The sequence below is a fragment of the Streptomyces panaciradicis genome, from assembly GCF_023516615.1.
GTDB classification, from domain to species: domain Bacteria; phylum Actinomycetota; class Actinomycetes; order Streptomycetales; family Streptomycetaceae; genus Streptomyces; species Streptomyces panaciradicis.
This window is the reverse complement of sequence record NZ_JAMGBF010000003.1, coordinates 91,045-108,255: the sequence shown is the minus strand read 5'-3', so window position 1 is coordinate 108,255 and position 17,211 is coordinate 91,045. Positions and strand designations below refer to the sequence as shown.

General features: G+C 70.6%; 14 protein-coding genes and 1 tRNA gene. 4 read left to right on the top strand and 11 right to left on the bottom strand.

Annotated features, from left to right (window positions below):
* Positions 1 to 2: 2 nt before the first annotated feature.
* A tRNA-Leu gene (locus M8J74_RS01825) sits at positions 3 to 75 on the bottom strand.
* 102 nt (positions 76 to 177) lie between these two features.
* Here M8J74_RS01825 and M8J74_RS01820 point away from each other — a divergent pair.
* Positions 178 to 834: an ANTAR domain-containing response regulator gene (locus tag M8J74_RS01820; protein WP_249834702.1), complete on the top strand. Its 657-nt coding sequence runs from the start codon at positions 178 to 180 to the stop codon at positions 832 to 834.
* 75 nt (positions 835 to 909) lie between these two features.
* Here the strand turns inward: M8J74_RS01820 and M8J74_RS01815 are convergent, their stop codons facing one another.
* The 9 genes from M8J74_RS01815 to M8J74_RS01775 all read right to left on the bottom strand — a co-directional run bounded on the left by M8J74_RS01815 (position 910) and on the right by M8J74_RS01775 (position 10,848).
* Positions 910 to 1,626, bottom strand: coding sequence for an ABC transporter ATP-binding protein (locus tag M8J74_RS01815; protein WP_058925927.1), 717 nt, complete (start codon positions 1,624 to 1,626; stop codon positions 910 to 912).
* Positions 1,623 to 2,534, bottom strand: coding sequence for an ABC transporter ATP-binding protein (locus tag M8J74_RS01810; RefSeq protein ID WP_058925928.1), 912 nt, complete (start codon positions 2,532 to 2,534; stop codon positions 1,623 to 1,625). The genes M8J74_RS01815 and M8J74_RS01810 overlap by 4 nt, the downstream gene beginning before the upstream one ends.
* A gap of 6 nt (positions 2,535 to 2,540) precedes the next feature.
* Positions 2,541 to 4,367 carry a branched-chain amino acid ABC transporter permease gene (locus M8J74_RS01805; protein ID WP_249834701.1) on the bottom strand — a complete coding sequence of 609 codons (1,827 nt, stop codon included), beginning with the start codon at positions 4,365 to 4,367 and terminating at the stop codon, positions 2,541 to 2,543.
* 5 nt (positions 4,368 to 4,372) lie between these two features.
* Positions 4,373 to 5,305: a branched-chain amino acid ABC transporter permease gene (locus M8J74_RS01800; RefSeq protein WP_058925930.1), complete on the bottom strand. Its 933-nt coding sequence runs from the start codon at positions 5,303 to 5,305 to the stop codon at positions 4,373 to 4,375.
* Positions 5,306 to 5,420: 115 nt separating this feature from the next.
* A complete protein-coding gene (locus tag M8J74_RS01795; protein WP_249834700.1) occupies positions 5,421 to 6,650 on the bottom strand; it encodes a branched-chain amino acid ABC transporter substrate-binding protein in 1,230 nt (409 codons plus the stop codon).
* Between the two features lie 287 nt (positions 6,651 to 6,937).
* Positions 6,938 to 7,561 carry a Tat pathway signal sequence domain protein gene (locus M8J74_RS01790; RefSeq protein WP_249834699.1) on the bottom strand — a complete coding sequence of 208 codons (624 nt, stop codon included), beginning with the start codon at positions 7,559 to 7,561 and terminating at the stop codon, positions 6,938 to 6,940.
* A complete protein-coding gene (locus tag M8J74_RS01785; RefSeq protein ID WP_249834698.1) occupies positions 7,558 to 7,977 on the bottom strand; it encodes a hypothetical protein in 420 nt (139 codons plus the stop codon). The genes M8J74_RS01790 and M8J74_RS01785 overlap by 4 nt, the downstream gene beginning before the upstream one ends.
* Before the next feature lie 50 nt (positions 7,978 to 8,027).
* On the bottom strand, positions 8,028 to 8,516 hold the full coding sequence (locus tag M8J74_RS01780; RefSeq protein WP_058925934.1) for a PaaI family thioesterase: 489 nt from the start codon (positions 8,514 to 8,516) through the stop codon (positions 8,028 to 8,030).
* Positions 8,517 to 8,568: 52 nt separating this feature from the next.
* Positions 8,569 to 10,848 carry an FdhF/YdeP family oxidoreductase gene (locus M8J74_RS01775; RefSeq protein WP_249834697.1) on the bottom strand — a complete coding sequence of 760 codons (2,280 nt, stop codon included), beginning with the start codon at positions 10,846 to 10,848 and terminating at the stop codon, positions 8,569 to 8,571.
* Positions 10,849 to 10,978: 130 nt separating this feature from the next.
* Between M8J74_RS01775 and polA the strand changes: the two genes are divergently transcribed.
* A complete protein-coding gene (gene polA, locus M8J74_RS01770) occupies positions 10,979 to 13,705 on the top strand; it encodes a DNA polymerase I (protein WP_249834696.1) in 2,727 nt (908 codons plus the stop codon).
* Between the two features lie 372 nt (positions 13,706 to 14,077).
* The gene (locus M8J74_RS01765; RefSeq protein WP_249834695.1) at positions 14,078 to 14,290 is read left to right on the top strand and encodes a hypothetical protein; all 213 of its coding nucleotides are present in this window, start codon (positions 14,078 to 14,080) and stop codon (positions 14,288 to 14,290) included.
* Here the strand turns inward: M8J74_RS01765 and M8J74_RS01760 are convergent.
* Positions 14,253 to 15,116 (bottom strand): DUF4184 family protein, encoded by an 864-nt coding sequence (locus tag M8J74_RS01760; RefSeq protein WP_249834694.1) that lies wholly within the window; start codon positions 15,114 to 15,116, stop codon positions 14,253 to 14,255. The genes M8J74_RS01765 and M8J74_RS01760 overlap by 38 nt on opposite strands.
* Positions 15,117 to 15,434: 318 nt before the next feature.
* On the opposite strand from M8J74_RS01760, the gene M8J74_RS01755 reads away from it, so the two are divergent.
* The gene (locus M8J74_RS01755; RefSeq protein ID WP_249834693.1) at positions 15,435 to 17,171 is read left to right on the top strand and encodes a lytic transglycosylase domain-containing protein; all 1,737 of its coding nucleotides are present in this window, start codon (positions 15,435 to 15,437) and stop codon (positions 17,169 to 17,171) included.
* Positions 17,172 to 17,211 lie beyond the last annotated feature (40 nt).

The following is a 17,211-nucleotide window of genomic DNA, read 5'->3' as shown; positions in this document are numbered from 1 at the left end:
AGTACCCCGGGTCGGATTCGAACCGACGCTGGATGGTGTTTGAGACCATTGCCTCTACCGCTGGGCTACCGGGGCTCCCTGTGAAACAAAGGTCGGCGGTCACCCGCCGTGCCCCCACCTTACCGCAGCTGGGTACGCTCTTGTCAGCAGTACCCCTGCCCTGAACAAGGAGCCCCCGTGACCTCCCCCGAGTCGCCCCAGCCCGTAGACGCGCCCGACGACGACAAGTCGCACGTGCCTCCGCTGACGACCCGTGTCGTCATCGCCGAGGACGAGGCCCTCATCCGGCTCGACCTCAAAGAGATGCTGGAGGAAGAGGGTTACAGCGTCGTCGGCGAGGCCGGCGACGGCGAGCAGGCCATCGAGCTCGCCCGCGAGCACCAGCCCGACCTCGTCATCCTCGACGTGAAGATGCCCAAGCTCGACGGCATCTCCGCCGCCGAGAAGATCGCCGAGGAGCGGATCGCCCCGGTCCTGATGCTCACGGCCTTCTCGCAGCGGGACCTGGTCGAGCGGGCCCGGGACGCCGGCGCCATGGCCTACCTCGTCAAGCCCTTCAGCAAGAGCGACGTCGTCCCGGCGATCGAGATGGCCGTGTCCCGGTTCACCGAGCTGAAGGAGCTGGAGAAGGAGGTCGCCGACCTCACCCAGCGCCTGGAGACCCGCAAGCTCGTCGACCGCGCGAAGTCGATCCTGCAGACCGAGTACGGCCTGACCGAGCCGGCCGCGTTCCGGTGGATCCAGAAGACCTCCATGGACCGCCGGATGTCCATGCAGCAGGTCGCCGAGGCCGTCATCCAGGACGCCGACGAGAAGAAGGCCGGCAAGGCCTGACCCCTCGTACGACAGCGGTGAGGCCCGCGTCCCCGGAGCACCGGGGGCGCGGGCCTCGTCGTACCGCCCGAGGACTCAGTCCTCGCCGAGGTAGGCCTTGCGGACCGACTCGTCGTGCAGCAGGTTCTGACCGGTGCCGGACAGAACGATGCTGCCGACCTCCATGACATGACCGTGGTCGGCGAGCGAGAGCGCCGCCTGGGCGTTCTGCTCGACCAGCAGGATGGTCGTGCCCTGGGACTTCAGCTCGGCGATCGTCGCCATGATCTTCTGCATCATGATCGGCGACAGACCCATGGAGGGCTCGTCGAGCATCAGCAGCTTCGGCTGGGACATCAGGGCCCTGCCCATGGCGAGCATCTGCTGCTCACCGCCGGAGAGGGTGCCCGCGGCCTGCTTGCGGCGCTCTCCCAGGATCGGGAAGAGGTCGTAGGCGCGCTGGATGTCCTTCTCGATGCCCGCCCGGTCGCTGCGCAGGAACGCGCCGAGACGCAGGTTGTCCTCGATCGTCATGCGCGGGAAGATGTGCCGCCCCTCGGGGGAGTGCGCGAGGCCGAGGGAGACGATCTGGTGGGCGGGGGTCTTCTTCAGCGACTTGCCGTCGAACCTGATCTGGCCGCCCACCGGCTTCAGCAGCCCGGACAGGGTGCGCAGCGTGGTGGTCTTGCCGGCGCCGTTGGTGCCGATCAGGGTGACGACCTCGCCCGCCTCGACCTTGAAGGAGATGCCCTTCACGGCCTCGATCTTGCCGTAGGCGACGCGGAGGTCCTCGACCTCCAGGAGTGCGGTCATCGGTCGTTCTCCTTGCCGGGCGCGGCGTCCCTCGGGGCGTCGGCGTGGACTTCGGCGGCGTCGACCTCGGCGGCCTCGTCGTCGCCGGGCGAGCCGTCGAAGGGCTCGCCGAGGTAGGCGGCGATCACCCGCTCGTCGCCCTGCACGGTGGCGCTGTCGCCCTCGACGAGCTTCTCGCCCTGCACGAGCACGGCGACGCGGTCGCAGAGGTTGAAGATGAACCGCATGTCGTGCTCGATGACGAGGACGGCGATGCCCATGTCACGGATGGCGAAGACGAGTTCCTCCGTGGCCCGCGTCTCCTGCGGGTTCATGCCGGCGGTCGGCTCGTCGAGCAGGAGCAGGCCCGGCTCGCTCGCGAGGGCGCGCGCGATCTCCAGCTTGCGCTGCTCGCCGTAGGGGAGGTTGCGGGCGAGGTGGTCGGCCTTGCTCGCGAGGCCGACGAACTCCAGCAGCTCCATGGCCCGGTCCCGCGAGGCGTTCTCCGCCCGGTGGAAGCCGGGCAGGCGCAGGACGGCGGACCAGAAGCCCTCCTTCGTCCGGGTGTGGCGGCCGACGAGCACGTTCTCCAGGACCGTCATGTTGGCGAACAGACGGATGTTCTGGAAGGTGCGCGCGATACCGGCCGCGGTGACCTTGAAGGACTTCGGAGGCAGGACCGCGTCCTTGTAGCGGACCTCGCCCTCGGTGGGGATGTAGAGGCCGGTCAGGCAGTTGAAGAAGGTCGTCTTGCCGGCGCCGTTGGGGCCGATGAGGCCGACGATCTCGCCGCTGTTGACGGTCAGGTCGACATTGCGCACGGCGGTCAGACCGCCGAAGCGCATCGTCACGCCGCGGGCGTCGAGGACGACCTGGCCGGGGGCGGTGGCGCCCGGGGTGGTGCCCTGGGTGGTGGTGTCGGTGGTCATGTGTGGTCAGGCCCCTGTCTTGCTGAGGACTGTGGGCGCTTCGGCCTCTTCGTGGAACTCCAGCTGGCGGCGCCGGTTGGCGACGAGGCCCTCCGGGCGGAAGCGCATCAGCAGGATGAGCGCGACACCGAAGGCGAACAGCTGGTAGTCGCCGAGGAACTGGAGCTTGTTCGGGATCAGGTAGAGCAGGGAGGCGCCGATCAGCGGACCGCCGATGGTGCCCATGCCGCCGAGGACGACCGCGGCGAGCAGGAAGGCGGAGTTCGGCGGGATGGGCCCGGCGAACTGGTACTGCTCGGGGGTGACGGTGTAGGTCACGTGCGCCTGCACCGTACCGGCGAGACCCGCGAGGGAGGCGCCGACGGCGAACGCGATCAGCTTCACCCGGAAGCCGTTGATGCCCATGGCGAGCGCGGCGGTCTCGTCCTCGCGGATGGCGACCCAGGCGCGCCCGATACGGGAGTCGCTGCTGCGCCGGAAGACGAGGACGACGACGGCCGTGATGAGCAGCATCAGCAGGAAGTAGTTGGCGAACCGGCCGATGGCGAAGCCGAGGATGTCGTGCGTGGCGCCGAGGTCCCAGCCGAGGATGTTCAGGTCCGGGATCGAGGAGATGCCGTTGGAGCCGTTGGTGAGGTCGGGACCGGAGGTGCCGTCCAGGTTGTTGGCGGTGATCCGGAAGATCTCACCGAAGCCGAGGGTGACGATGGCCAGGTAGTCGCCGCGCAGTCGCAGGGTCGGCGCGCCGATGAGGACGCCGAAGGTGAGCGAGGCCGCGGCGCCGACGAGGACGGCCGCCCAGAAGGGGAAGTGCACCCCGAACGGCGAGCTGGGGGAGCCGGAGACCAGGGCCGCGGCGTAGGCGCCGACGCCGAGGAAGGCGACGTAACCGAGGTCGAGGAGGCCGGCCAGGCCGACGACGATGTTCAGGCCCAGGGCGACGGTGGCGAAGATCAGGATGTAGACGCCGATGGTCGCGTACTGGTCGTCGGTCTGTGTGAAGGGGAACAGGGCCGCCGCGATGAAGGCGCCCCAGACGGTGATCGTCTGGTGCCGCGAGGTGATCTCGGTGGCCTGGGCGACGAGACCGGACTTGTTCAGGGCGGCGAAGCCGAAGCCGGCCGTGATCAGGAAGCCGACGAACAGCTCGTCGTACTGGGTGCCGATGCCGTACGTGAAGACGAGCAGGCCGAGCGCCATGACGACGGCGATGACCAGGATCTCGACGTAGGTCGGGAGCTTGCCGACGGGCCGCGGGGGACGCGCGGAGAAGGCGGTCTTGACGGTCTCCCACTTGTGCGAGGACCGGTTCTTGAACTGCTCCCACGCGCTGTCGTCGGGGTCGATCGGATCGGGCGCGGGGTGCTCGAACGGCAGCGCCAGGGCGCCGACGAAGGCCGCCAGCGTGGCGATCGCCACGATGTAGCCGCCCGGGTCGAGGTTGACGACGCCGCCGAGCTCGACGCTGATCGCGATGACCGTGTACCAGGCGGTGGCGAAGGCGGCCAGGGCGGCGAACTTCAGCGCCGCGTCACCGCCGGAGGGGACGACGTACTTCAGGCCCTTGACGCCGTAGCCGGCCAGCGCGAAGAGGGTGGTCAGCACGCCGCCGATGAGGACGAGGACCTGCAGGCCGCCCGGGTAGCCGTAGACCGTGAGGTCGCCGGGGAAGGCGGACGTCCAGGTCCACGACATGAAGGTGGAGATGATGGTCAGTGCGCCGCCGCCGACGGCGAGTGCGCGGCCGACGTGCGGCGGGATGCCGATGAGGCCGGCCGGGGCGGGAGCGGCGGGGGTGCCCGGGGTCTCGGGCGCGGTGGTCTGTGTGGTCATCGGTGTCACGCCCTGTCCGCGACGCGCTCGCCGAGCAGACCCTGTGGCCTGAAGAGGAGCACGAGGATGAGGAGTACGAACGCCCAGACGTCGGCCCAGGACTGGCTGCCGAACTTTTCCATGCCCGGGATGTTGGAGATGTAGGCGGAGGCCAGGGTCTCGGCGATACCGAGGACGACACCGCCGATCATGGCTCCGTAGATGTTGCCGATGCCGCCGAGCACGGCCGCGGTGAACGCCTTCAGGCCCAGGATGAAGCCCATGCGGAAGTTGATCTCGCCGTACTTCAGGCCGTACGCGACGCCGCCGATGGCGGCGAAGGTGGCGCCGAGGGCGAAGGCGATGACGATGATGCGGTCGGTGTTGACACCCATGAGCTTGGCGGTGTCGGGGTCCTGGGCGGTGGCCTGCATACCGCGTCCGGTGCGGGTCTTCATGACGAAGTAGGCGAGGACGGCCATGCTGACGGGCGCGGCGACCAGCAGGAAGATGTCGCCGGTCTGGATGGTGACGTTGCCGATGTGGAACGGCCCGCCGTCGATCTGCGGGAACGTCACGGAGGACTTCGCGTCGGGGTACCAGGCCCAGACCGCCTGCTGCAGGGCGAGCGAGAGGCCGATGGCGGTGATGAGCGGGGCGAGACGGGGGGCGTTGCGCAGGGGACGGTAGGCGAACCGTTCCGCCCCCACGGCGACCGCGACGGCCACGACGATGGCGCCGACGATCATCAATGGCAGGGCGACCGCCATCGAGGTGCCGTCCGGCAGGACGTACAGGTAGACCGTCAGAGCGCCGAACGCTCCGGTCATGAAGATCTCGCCGTGGGCGAAGTTGATGAGCTGGACGATGCCATAGACCATCGTGTAGCCGATGGCGACCAGCCCGTACATGGATCCCAGTAGCAGGCCGTTGACCAGCTGCTGCGGCAGTTCGTTCACCGCATGTCCTCCGAGACTATTCGGATGATTTCGACGGATGGAGCCGGATGCGAGAACGCGCGGGGCGCCAGTGGAACAGCGCCCCGCGCGGCTCGTGAGTGGTGCGGGAGTGGGGTCAGCCGGTGAAGGTACCGGACTTGACGGCCGCCCAGGCACCGTTCTTCACGGCGTAGACGGTGAGCTGCTTGTTGGTGGCGTCACCGAACTCGTCGAAGGAGACCTTGCCGGTCACTCCGTCGAAGGAGACGTTCTGCATGGCGGCGGTGACCTTGGCGCGGGCGTCCGAGGGCAGCTTGCCGTTGTTGGCGTCGACGACCGACTTCACGGCCTGGATGATCGCCCAGGTCGAGTCGTAGGAGTAGCCGCCGTAGGCGCCGTACTCCTCCGAGTAGCCGCCGGCCTTGTAGTCCTCGACGAACTTCTTCGCGGAGGGCAGGCTCTCGACCGGCGCGCCGACCGAGGTGGCCAGGTCGCCGGTGCTCTTGGCCCCGGCCAGCTTGATGAAGGTCGGGTCGAAGATGCCGTCGCCGCCGGCCAGCGGGATGTTGGCACCGGCCGCCTTGATCTGCTTGCTGAGCGGACCGGCCTGCGGGTACTCACCGCCGTAGTACACGGCCTCGGCGCCGGAGTTCTTCACCTGGGTGGCGACCGAGGAGAAGTCCTTGGTGTCGGGGTTGATGTGCTGGGTGCCGACGACCGTACCGCCGAGCTTCTTGAACTCCTGCGTGAAGGTCGCGGCGAGGCCGGCGCCGTAGGTCTTCTTGTCGTCGATGACGAAGACCTTCTTCTTCTTGGCCGTGTTGTAGATGTACTCGGCGGCGAACGGGCCCTGGATGGCGTCCGTGGTCGCGGTACGGAAGTACGACTTGTACGGGCGGACCTTCTTGGTCTGCCAGTTCGTGCCCTGGGTCAGGTCCGGGCTGGTGTTGGCCGGGGAGACCTCCACCAGTTTGGCGGCGTCGAACACCTTCTGCATGGACTGCGCCACGGAGGAGTTCAGCGGGCCGACGACGCCCAGGACGCTCTTGTCGGCGACGAAGGCCGAGGCGTTCTGCTGGCCGGAGGAGGCCTGCGCCTGGTCGTCCTTGGCGACGAGCTTGAAGGTGACGCCGCTGACGGTCTTGTCCTTGTTGGCCGTCTTGACGGCGAGGTCCGCGGAGTTCTTGATACCCAGGCCCAGCGCGGACAGGTCGCCGGTCAGCGGGGCGTCGACTCCGATGGTGACGGTGGTGCCGCCGCTGCCGGAGCTGCTCTTGTCGCCGCTGTCGCGCGAGCCGCAGGCGGTGAGGGTGAGTGCTCCCGCCGCCAGCGCGGCGGTGATGGCGATGAGCGAACGTTGACGCACGATCAGTCCTTTCCCTGGCACGGCCCTTCCCCGTGGAAGTGGCCGAGTCGCTGCGCCGTGCCGAAGTGCTTTTTCGGCTGCACGGTGACTGGCCGTGACTCTAAGCGGGTGGGGGAACCTGGGAGGAGGGTCTGGGGGAGGCTGTGACGCCTTCGTTATGACACGAGGTAATGCAGAGCGGTGCTCTGTGGGCAGTACAGCAGAATTCAGGCCGATTCGCACCGTCCGCATTCTGAGAACCTGCAGGACTCGCACGGATCTGTCATGTGCATCGGAGCTTTTGGTAATTACCTGGAACGATGCTTGCAGATGCCTTGCAGGGCGGTGGAGAGGTTCCGCGCATAGCGCTGTCCGAGGATGTAACTGTGGGCTTCTATTGCGCGCGTATTACGCAGAGTTACGTCCAGGAAAGGCAGTCCTGCGCTTTCCGGTGCTTTCCGGCAATCCGTGACGTGCATGGTGATCACGACGTTCCGGGCCCCGCCCGCCCGTGCGGTGAAGGGGGCAAGCGGTTCCGAGGTCAGTGAGATCCCCGGGTAGGGCTGGCTGATCGAACGCACCGTGACCGGCGGACCGGACTCGACACTCAGAGCGACGGCGAAGCTGAAGCTCCGGGGGCGCACGCCCTTCGGGGTGGCCACCGGTTCGACGTAGGTGACGTCCGTGACCTGGGAGGGGTACGGCGCCGCCGGCGGGGGCGCCGGCGCGGGCGCGTGCGGCCGGGTCAGGTACACCGAGCCGCCGGCCGCGAGCAGCACGGTCGCCGCGGCCGCGGCGAGGGCGCCGCGGCGGTGCCGGTCGTACCACTGCCCGAACCGGCCGCGGGGGCGGGGGAGCGGGGGCGAGCCGTCCTCGGCGAGGTCCCTGGCCCGGGTGCCCTCGCCCGGCTCGACGGGGCCGACGCCGCTCATGACCAGGGCCCGTTGCTCGGCCCGCCGGTGCGGTACCAGTCGCGGCAGCCGGCGCGCGCCTCGTGGCCGATCAGCTCGTCGGCCGCGCGGGCGCCGTGCTTCTTCTTCTCCGCCCGGGCGGCGTCGACGACCTCGCGCAGGATGTCGTACTGCCCGTTGGACAGGCCCATCGTCTGGTAGTCGCCGTAGGTCTGGCTGTCGAGCACCTCGCGGGACCAGTGCGCGACGACGCGGGTGCACAGGTCCTCGGGCGAGGTGGTCGTCGCGGCCGGCGTGGGCGAGGCCGAACGTCCGGCGGACGCGCGGCCCGCCGAGCCCGAGTCCCCGCACCCCGCGCACAGGCCGCCCGTCACCAGCACCAGCGCCACCCCGCAGCCGAGCGCGAACCCCGGCCGGGTGGCTCCTCCCGTTCTCATGGCACGACGCTATGGCCTGATCGCCGCGTCGGACCAGAGGTGAGCCGCCGTCAGCCCGCGGTGCCCGACGGCACCCCGTCGCCCTGCCGCAGGTCCCGCAGCAGGCAGGTCAGCCGCGCGGTGCACACCCGCCGCCCCTCCTCGTCGCTGATCACGATCTCGTACGTCGCCGTCGAGCGCCCCTGGTGCACGGGCGTCGCCACCCCGGTCACCAGCCCGGAACGCACGCCCCGGTGGTGCGTGCAGTTCAGGTCGACGCCGACCGCGATCTTGGAGCTGCCGCCGTGCAGCATGGAGCCGACGGAACCGAGGGTCTCGGCGAGCACGGCGGAGGCGCCGCCGTGCAGCAGCCCGTACGGCTGGGTGTTGCCCTCCACCGGCATCGTCCCGACGACGCGGTCCGCCGAGGCCTCCACGATCTGCACGCCCATGCGCGTCCCGAGGTGTCCCGCGGAGAACAGGGCCGGCAGGTCCACGCCGAGGGCGGCGTACTCGTCGATGACCTCCTGCGGGAACCTCACGTGCTGCTGCTCGCCCATGGGCCGTGCTCCGTTCGTCCGTGATCAGCCGTGCAACCTGCTGAGCAAACGCTCAGTCGGTCGACGATTGTTCCAGACGCACGATGACGGACTTGCTGGCCGGGGTGTTGCTGGTGTCGGCGGTGTGATCCAGGGGGACCAGGACGTTGGTCTCCGGGTAGTAGGCGGCCGCACACCCCCGCGCCGTCGGGTAGTGCACCACCCGGAAGCCCGGCGCCCGTCGCTCCACCCCGTCCCGCCACTCGCCCACGAGATCGACGTACGCGCCGTCGGCGACACCCAGCCGCCGCGCGTCCTCCGGGTTGACCAGGACCACCCGGCGGCCGTTGCGGATGCCGCGGTAGCGGTCGTCGAGGCCGTAGATCGTGGTGTTGTACTGGTCGTGGGAGCGCAGCGTCTGCAGCAGCAGCCGGCCCTCGGGCAGCTCCGGGTACTCCACGGGAGCCGCCGTGAAGTTAGCCTTCCCGGTCTTCGTGGGGAAACGGCGCTCGTCGCGCGGGGCGTGCGGGAGCGCGAACCCGCCGGGACGCGCCACGCGCGCGTTGAAGTCCTGGAAGCCGGGGACCACGCGCGCGATGCGGTCGCGGACGGTGGCGTAGTCCTTCTCGAACTCCTCCCACGGCACCGTGCTGCCCCCGCCCAGGACACGGCGGGCCAGACGGCACACGATGGCGGGCTCGGACAGCAGATGCCGGCTCGCCGGCTCCAGGCGCCCGCGGGAGGCGTGCACCATGCCCATGGAGTCCTCGACGGTCACGAACTGCTCGCCGCCGCCCTGCAGATCACGCTCGGTACGGCCGAGGGTCGGCAGGATCAGCGCACGCGCGCCCGTGACCACGTGCGAACGGTTCAGCTTGGTGGACACGTGCACCGTGAGACGGGCGCGCCGCATGGCGGCCTCCGTGACCTCCGTGTCGGGGGAGGCGGAGACGAAGTTGCCGCCCATGGCGAAGAACACCTTCGCCCGGCCGTCGCGCAGCGCCCGGATCGCCTCGACGACGTCGAAGCCGTGCTCCCGCGGCGGCGCGAAGCCGAACTCCTTCTCCAGGGCGTCCAGAAAGGCGGGCGCGGGGCGCTCGAAGATGCCCATGGTGCGGTCGCCCTGCACGTTCGAGTGACCGCGCACCGGGCACACGCCCGCGCCGGCACGGCCGATGTTGCCGCGCAGCAGCAGGAAGTTGACCACCTCGCGGATGGTCGGCACGGAGTGCTTGTGCTGGGTCAGCCCCATCGCCCAGCACACGATGGTGCGCTTCGAGGCGAGCACCATGGCCAGCGCCCGCTCGATCTCCTCGCGCGCGAGACCGGTCGCGGCGAGCGTCTCGTCCCAGTCGGCGGCCCCGGCCGCCGCCGCGAACTCCTCGTAGCCGTGGGTGTGTTCGCGCACGAACTCCTCGTCGACCGCGCCCTCGGTCTCGAGGATCAGCTTGTTCAGGAGCCGGAACAGGGCCTGGTCGCCGCCGATGCGGATCTGCAGGAACAGATCGGTGAGCGCCGCCCCCTTGAGCACGCCCTGCGGCGTCTGCGGGTTCTTGAACCGCTCCAGACCGGCCTCGGGCAGCGGGTTGACGGTGATGATCCGGGCGCCGCCCGCCTTGGCCTTCTCCAGCGCGGTGAGCATGCGCGGATGGTTCGTGCCCGGGTTCTGCCCGGCCACGATGATCAGGTCCGCCTTGTACAGGTCCTCCAGCAGGACGCTGCCCTTGCCGATGCCGATCGTCTCCGACAGCGCCGACCCGGACGACTCGTGGCACATGTTCGAGCAGTCCGGCAGGTTGTTGGTGCCGAGCTCGCGCGCGAACAGCTGGTAGAGGAACGCCGCTTCGTTGCTGGTGCGCCCCGAGGTGTAGAAGACGGCCTCGTCCGGGGAGCCGAGCGCGGCGATCTCCTCGGCGACGATGTCGAACGCCCGCTCCCAGCTCACCGGCTCGTAGCGGTCCCCGCCCTCGGGCAGGTACACGGGATGCGTCAGCCGCCCCTGCTGGCCCAGCCAGTACCCGCTCCTGCCCGCCAGGTCGGCCACGGTGTGCGCGGCGAAGAACTCCGGCGTGACCCGGCGCAGGGTGGCCTCCTCGGCCACCGCCTTCGCGCCGTTCTCGCAGAACTCCGCCGTGTGCCGGTGCTCCGGCTCCGGCCACGCGCAGCCCGGGCAGTCGAAGCCGTCCTTCTGGTTGACGTTCAGCAGCGTCAGCATCGTGCGCCGCACGCCCATCTGCCGCTGCGCGACGCGCAGGGTGTGCCCGATGGCCGGAAGACCCGCCGCCGCGTGCTGGGGTTCGGCGACCTGCGGCGCGTCCTGAACCGGATCGCTCTTGGGCGGCTTGGTGGCCATGGCGCCATCTCCTTCACCTGCACATGTGGGTACGCCTTCGATCCTCGCACGCGCCGCCGACAGCGCCGCCGAAGGTGCCGCGGCCCCCGATGGCGGCCGACTGTCAGTGGCACGTGGCAGGATCGGGTCCGTGGCAGAGACAGCATCGAAGAAGACCGAGACGACCCCCGGCGGCAAGCGGCCCCGCCTCATGCTCATGGACGGGCACTCGCTGGCGTACCGCGCGTTCTTCGCGCTGCCCGCGGAGAACTTCACGACGGCGACGGGCCAGCCGACGAACGCGATCTACGGCTTCGCGTCGATGCTGGCCAACACCCTGCGTGACGAGGAGCCCACGCACTTCGCGGTGGCCTTCGACGTCTCCCGCAAGACCTGGCGCTCCGAGGAGTTCACCGAGTACAAGGCGAACCGCTCCAAGACGCCGGACGAGTTCAGGGGCCAGGTCGAGCTCATCGGCGAGCTGCTGGACACGATGCACGTCTCGCGCTTCGCCGTCGACGGCTTCGAGGCGGACGACGTCATCGCCACCCTCGCCACCCAGGCCGAGGCCGAGGGCTTCGAGGTGCTCATCGTCACCGGCGACCGCGACTCCTTCCAGCTGGTCAGCGAGCACACCACCGTGCTGTACCCGACGAAGGGCGTCTCGGAGCTGACCCGGTTCACCCCGGAGAAGGTCTTCGAGAAGTACGGCCTGACGCCGGCGCAGTACCCGGACTTCGCGGCCCTGCGCGGCGACCCGTCCGACAACCTGCCGGGCATCCCCGGCGTCGGCGAGAAGACGGCCGCGAAGTGGATCAACCAGTTCGGCTCCTTCGCCGACCTGGTCGAGCGCGTCGACGAGGTCAAGGGCAAGGCCGGGCAGAACCTCCGCGACCACCTGGAGGCCGTCAAGCTCAACCGCCGCCTGACCGAGATGGTGCGCACGGTGGAGCTGCCCAAGGCGGTCACCGACCTGGAGCGGGCCCCGTACGACCGCAAGGCCCTCGCGATGGTCCTGGACACCCTGGAGATCAGGAACCCCTCCCTGCGCGAGCGGCTGCTGGCCGTCGACCCGGGCGCCGCCCAGGCCGAGGAGACCCCGGTGATCGCCGACGGCGTGGAGCTGGACGGCACGGTCCTCGGCACCGGCGAGCTCGCCCCCTGGCTCGCCGGGCATGCGGACGCACCCCTCGGCGTGGCCACCGTCGACACCTGGGCGCTGGGCACCGGCTCGGTCGCCGAGGTCGCCCTCGCCACGGCCGACGGCCCGGCCGCCTGGTTCGACCCGTCCCAGCTCGACGAGGCCGACGAGAGGGCATGGGTCGCCTGGCTGGCCGACGAGGCGAAGCCCAAGGTCCTCCACAACGTCAAGGGCGCCATGCGCGTGTTCGCCGAGCACGGCTGGAGCGTCGCCGGCGTCTCCATGGACACCGCGCTCGCCGCCTACCTGGTCAAGCCGGGCCGCCGCTCCTTCGACCTCGACGCGCTGTCCCTGGAGTACCTGGGCCGCGAGCTGGCCCCGGCCGCGGCCGCCGACGGCCAGCTGGCCTTCGGCGCGGACGACGGCGCCGAGGCGGAGGCCCTGATGATCCAGGCCCGCGCCGTCCTGGACCTCGGCGAGGCCTTCACCGGCCGGCTGCAGGAGGTGGGCGCGGCCGACCTCCTCCGGGACATGGAGCTGCCCACCTCCGCGCTCCTGGCCCGCATGGAGCGGCACGGCATCGCGGCCGACCGCGCCCACCTCGAGGCGATGGAGCAGATGTTCGCGGGCGCCGTCCAGCAGGCCGTGAAGGAGGCGCACGCGGCGGCCGGCCACGAGTTCAATCTGGGCTCGCCCAAGCAGCTCCAGGAAGTCCTCTTCGGTGAACTGGCCCTGCCCAAGACCAAGAAGACGAAGACCGGCTACACCACCGACGCGGACGCCCTGGCCTGGCTCGCCACCCAGACGGACAACGAACTGCCGGTGATCATGCTCCGCCACCGCGAGCAGGCCAAGCTCCGCGTCACGGTCGAGGGCCTGATCAAGACCATCGCGGCCGACGGCCGCATCCACACCACCTTCAACCAGACGGTCGCCGCCACCGGCCGCCTCTCCTCCACCGACCCGAACCTGCAGAACATCCCGGTCCGCACGGACGAGGGCCGCGCCATCCGCCGGGGCTTCGTCGTCGGCGAGGGCTTCGAGTCCCTCATGACGGCCGACTACAGCCAGATCGAACTGCGCGTGATGGCCCACCTCTCCGAGGACGCGGGCCTCATCGAGGCCTTCACCTCGGGCGAGGACCTGCACACCACGGCCGCCTCCCAGGTCTTCGCGGTCGAGCAGACCGCGGTCGACGCGGAGATGCGCCGCAAGATCAAGGCGATGTCGTACGGCCTCGCCTACGGCCTGTCCGCCTTCGGTCTCTCCCAGCAGCTGAACATCGAGGCCGGCGAGGCCCGGGCCCTGATGGACGCCTACTTCGAGCGCTTCGGCGGCGTCCGGGACTACCTGCGCCGCGTGGTCGACGAGGCGCGGGCCACCGGCTACACGGCCACCCTGTTCGGCCGCCGCCGCTACCTGCCCGACCTCAACAGCGACAACCGCCAGCGCCGCGAGGCGGCCGAGCGCATGGCCCTGAACGCCCCCATCCAGGGCACGGCGGCCGACATCGTCAAGATCGCCATGCTCCGCGTGGACGGCGCCCTGCGCGAGGCCGACCTCAAGTCCCGGATGCTCCTGCAGGTCCACGACGAAGTCGTCCTGGAGATCGCCCCCGGCGAGCGCACCCGCGTCGAGGAACTGGTCCGCCGCGAAATGTCCGACGCGGTCCACCTCAGGGTCCCCCTGGGCGTCTCGGTGGGCGACGGCCCGGACTGGGAGTCGGCAGCGCACTGACAGCGGACCCACCCCCGCCCCCTCACGCGGGCGGGGGCCACCGAGCCGGCGTTGGTGCGTACGCACCCGCACACGCACGGGAGCGGGTCGTGGGGGTGCGGCGCAGCCCGCCGCGTACGCGTCCTGCACACGTTCCACTTCTCAGCAGGCAGGCGCCCCGTCGGCGGCGGGCTCACCGCACCCCACGACCCCGACCCACCCACCGGCCCTGGGCCCCGCCCCACCACCCGGCCCCACCACCCGGCTCCGGCTCCCGGCCGCCCCGCCCCCACTGTCCGGCCCCCCGGACCCGCATGCCGGCGCATCCCCGCCCGTCACCCGCGTGGCCCCCGCGAACACGCCCTCCGTCACCCCCGCCGTCAGGATGCGGGCATGGGTATACGCATGCTCAACCGCCGCACGGCGACAGCGCGGGCACATGCCGAACCGGCGCCCGCCGAGCCGTCCACGCCGGTCCCGGTCTTCGCGGCCGACGCAAGCACCGCCCGCATCCCCACGGACCTGGCGACGGATCTCGCCACGACCTTGCACCGCACCGCGGCCCACCTCACCGACCGCCTCCGGCGCCGCTCCGCCCCACGCTGACCGGCTCCCGGCCGCCCCCGTCCCCGCCCCGCACCGGACGCCACACCCGCACGCCGATCGCGTACAGCAGTACCCCCAGCACCAGCCCGGCCCCCACGCCGAAGCACAGCGTGGGAATCAGCTCCCAGGGCCGGGCCCGTGCCCCCCATGCCCCCCACCACACGGTCGCCCGCCGCACCCCGGCGACGACGGCACACCCCCCGATCAGGACGGCGGCCCACCACCGATCCCGCCCGCTCAGCACGGGCACCGAGGAACCCGCGGCCACCTCCACCCGCCGCAGGGCCCAGGCCACCCACATCCCGATCACGACGGCCGCCACCGCCGACCCGCCGTACTGCAGGTACCAGTACAGAGGCGACCCCGCGATCCGCGTGCCCAGCGTGGGAAACCACCGCATGCCCCACCGGTCGGCATGCGTGAACGCGTCCCACACCACATGCGTCAGCGCCCCCAGGACAGCGGACGCGTACCACCGCGCCGCCACCCGCGCCCCCACCGGCGAGCGCGCCGCCCCGCAGTGGGACAGCGCGGCCGGCCGCGCCTGCCAGGCCCGCGGAAGCAACGCCACAAGTGGCTCCCGCACCAGCAGCCACAGTCCGACCAGCACCCAGGCCACGATCACGTCGACCGTGAAAACACCCGGAAAGGAATGGGTGAAGGAGCCGAACTCCATCGCTCCGGGCACGGCGCTCGCCGCGAAGTAGGTCATGTCGGGGGAGAAGGATCCGGCCACGAGCACTGCCGGAACCAGCCGCCCCCGCCCCGTTCCGTCGCCGCGGACGGCGGGCAGTACGGCCGCCGCATGGCTCAGGGTGAACGGCAACAGAGCTCCTCGGAAGGGACGTCGGCCGGTCTGGCACCGGCCGTAGATGGCCAACTGGTGAATGGCGGGCACGAACGGGTGCCCACGGCAAGCAAGTTGTCGTAGGGTCGCCTGGGTCGCAGCACCGGGCAGCGGACCGCCCGGAGAACGAAAAACCGTAAAACACAACAGAAGCACAGAAGACCAGCGCCCAGCAGACGAAGAAAAGAAGACGCAATCGCCCCACAAGGGCAACCAGCCCCGTGGGTCGATCGTCACATCAAGGCGAGCAGGCAGACAGAGAAGGGCGCTCGGGCGTCCACGGGAGGGGTTCACCTTATGGCGGCGCAGTTCGGCAGGAGGATGGCCAAGGGGGCGGCGACCGCCGCCGTGGCGGCGCTGGCGGTCGCGGCCCTGTCCGCGTCGCAGGCGCCCGGAGTCACGGTCGACGGCCACGGCAGACAGACCGCCTCGGACGCCACCCCGTCACCCGACGCGACCGCCGAGGCGGGTTCGGCGACCGGCGACTCGCCGTACTACACGGACCTGCCGCCGCTCAACAGCCCCAACCCCAGCCCCTCGCCGTCCGCGTCCGGCACCCCCGTGGTGCAGGGCAGTGGTGAGGCGGGCATCCCCGCGACCGTCCTCGACGCCTACAAGAAGGCGGAGACGGCCATGCGGGAGGCCAAGCCGGGCTGCAACCTGCCGTGGCAACTCCTCGCCGCCATCGGCAAGGTCGAGTCCGGACAAGCCCGCGGCGGTCGCGTCAGCGCGGACGGCACCACGCTCTCCCCGATCCTCGGCCCGCAGCTCGACGGCAACGGCTTCGCGCTCATCAAGGACACCGACGGCGGCAAGTACGACGGCAACAGCTCCTACGACCAGGCCGTCGGCCCCATGCAGTTCATCCCGTCCACCTGGGCCTGGGCGGGCCGCGACGGCAACGGCGACGGCAAGAAGGACCCCAACAACGTCTACGACGCAGCCCTCGCCGCCGCCCACTACCTGTGCCGCGGCGACTGGGACCTGTCGGACCAGACGGATCTCAACAGCGCGATCCTCAGCTACAACCACTCGCAGGACTACCTGAACACCGTCCTGTCGTGGCTGGAGTACTACCGCAAGGGCACTCATTCCATCCCGGACGGAACGGGCACGGTTCCGTCGAACCGCAGCGACAGCGGCGGCCACAAGACCACCTCCAAGCCGTCGAAGCCCAAGCCGCCGACCACCAAGCCCGCCAAGCCCTCCAAGCCGGGGACGAGCCCCAGCCCGACGCCGGGCGGCAACGGCGGCGGCAGCCCGAGCCCCTCCACCCCGCCGTCCCCGCCCGCCACGCCCACCGACACGGTGGACCACCTGGCGGACGCGGGCACCGCGCAGCTCACCGCGATGGCGGGCGACGAGTTCACCAAGAAGATCAGCACCAAGGCCGTCACCAAGGCGGGCAAGGCCGTCGCCAAGGTCAGGGTCCGCTTCACGATCGTCGGCGACACCGACGCCACCTTCGCCGGCGGCGAGAGCGTGGCCATGGTCGCCACCAACAGCTCCGGCGTGGCCGTGGCACCCGCGCTGCGGGCCGGCGAGAAGACCGGCGACTTCACCGTCCGCGCGACGGTCGTCGGCCGTACGGTCGCCGGCCTGGACTACAAGGCCACCGTCACCGAGCGCGTCGCCGACACGCTCACCCGCACCGGCGACACGCCGCTGACCTGCACACCGGGCGGCGAGTTCGCCGACCAGGTCGCGGTGAAGGCCACCTACAAGAGCGCCGTCGCGGACAAGGTGGCGGTCACCGCCACGCTGATCAAGTCCAAGGACGACGCCACCGAGAACGACAAGGGCCCCTACTTCAAGGACGCGGACGGCAAGACCGTCCGCACCCTCACGGGTCTGGCGACGGACGCCGACGGCAAGCTCCAGCTGCCGAAGATGTACGCGGACGACACCACGGGCACCTTCGTCCTGCGCATCACCACCGCGGGCGGCGCCACGCTCGACGTCCAGCTGACCGTGGCGGCGGCCGACACCTCGGCGAGCCCGTCGCCCAGCCCGTCGGCGAGCGCGAGCTCGTAGGCGAGGCCACCACCCCGTCCTCGACCACGACCACGGCGTC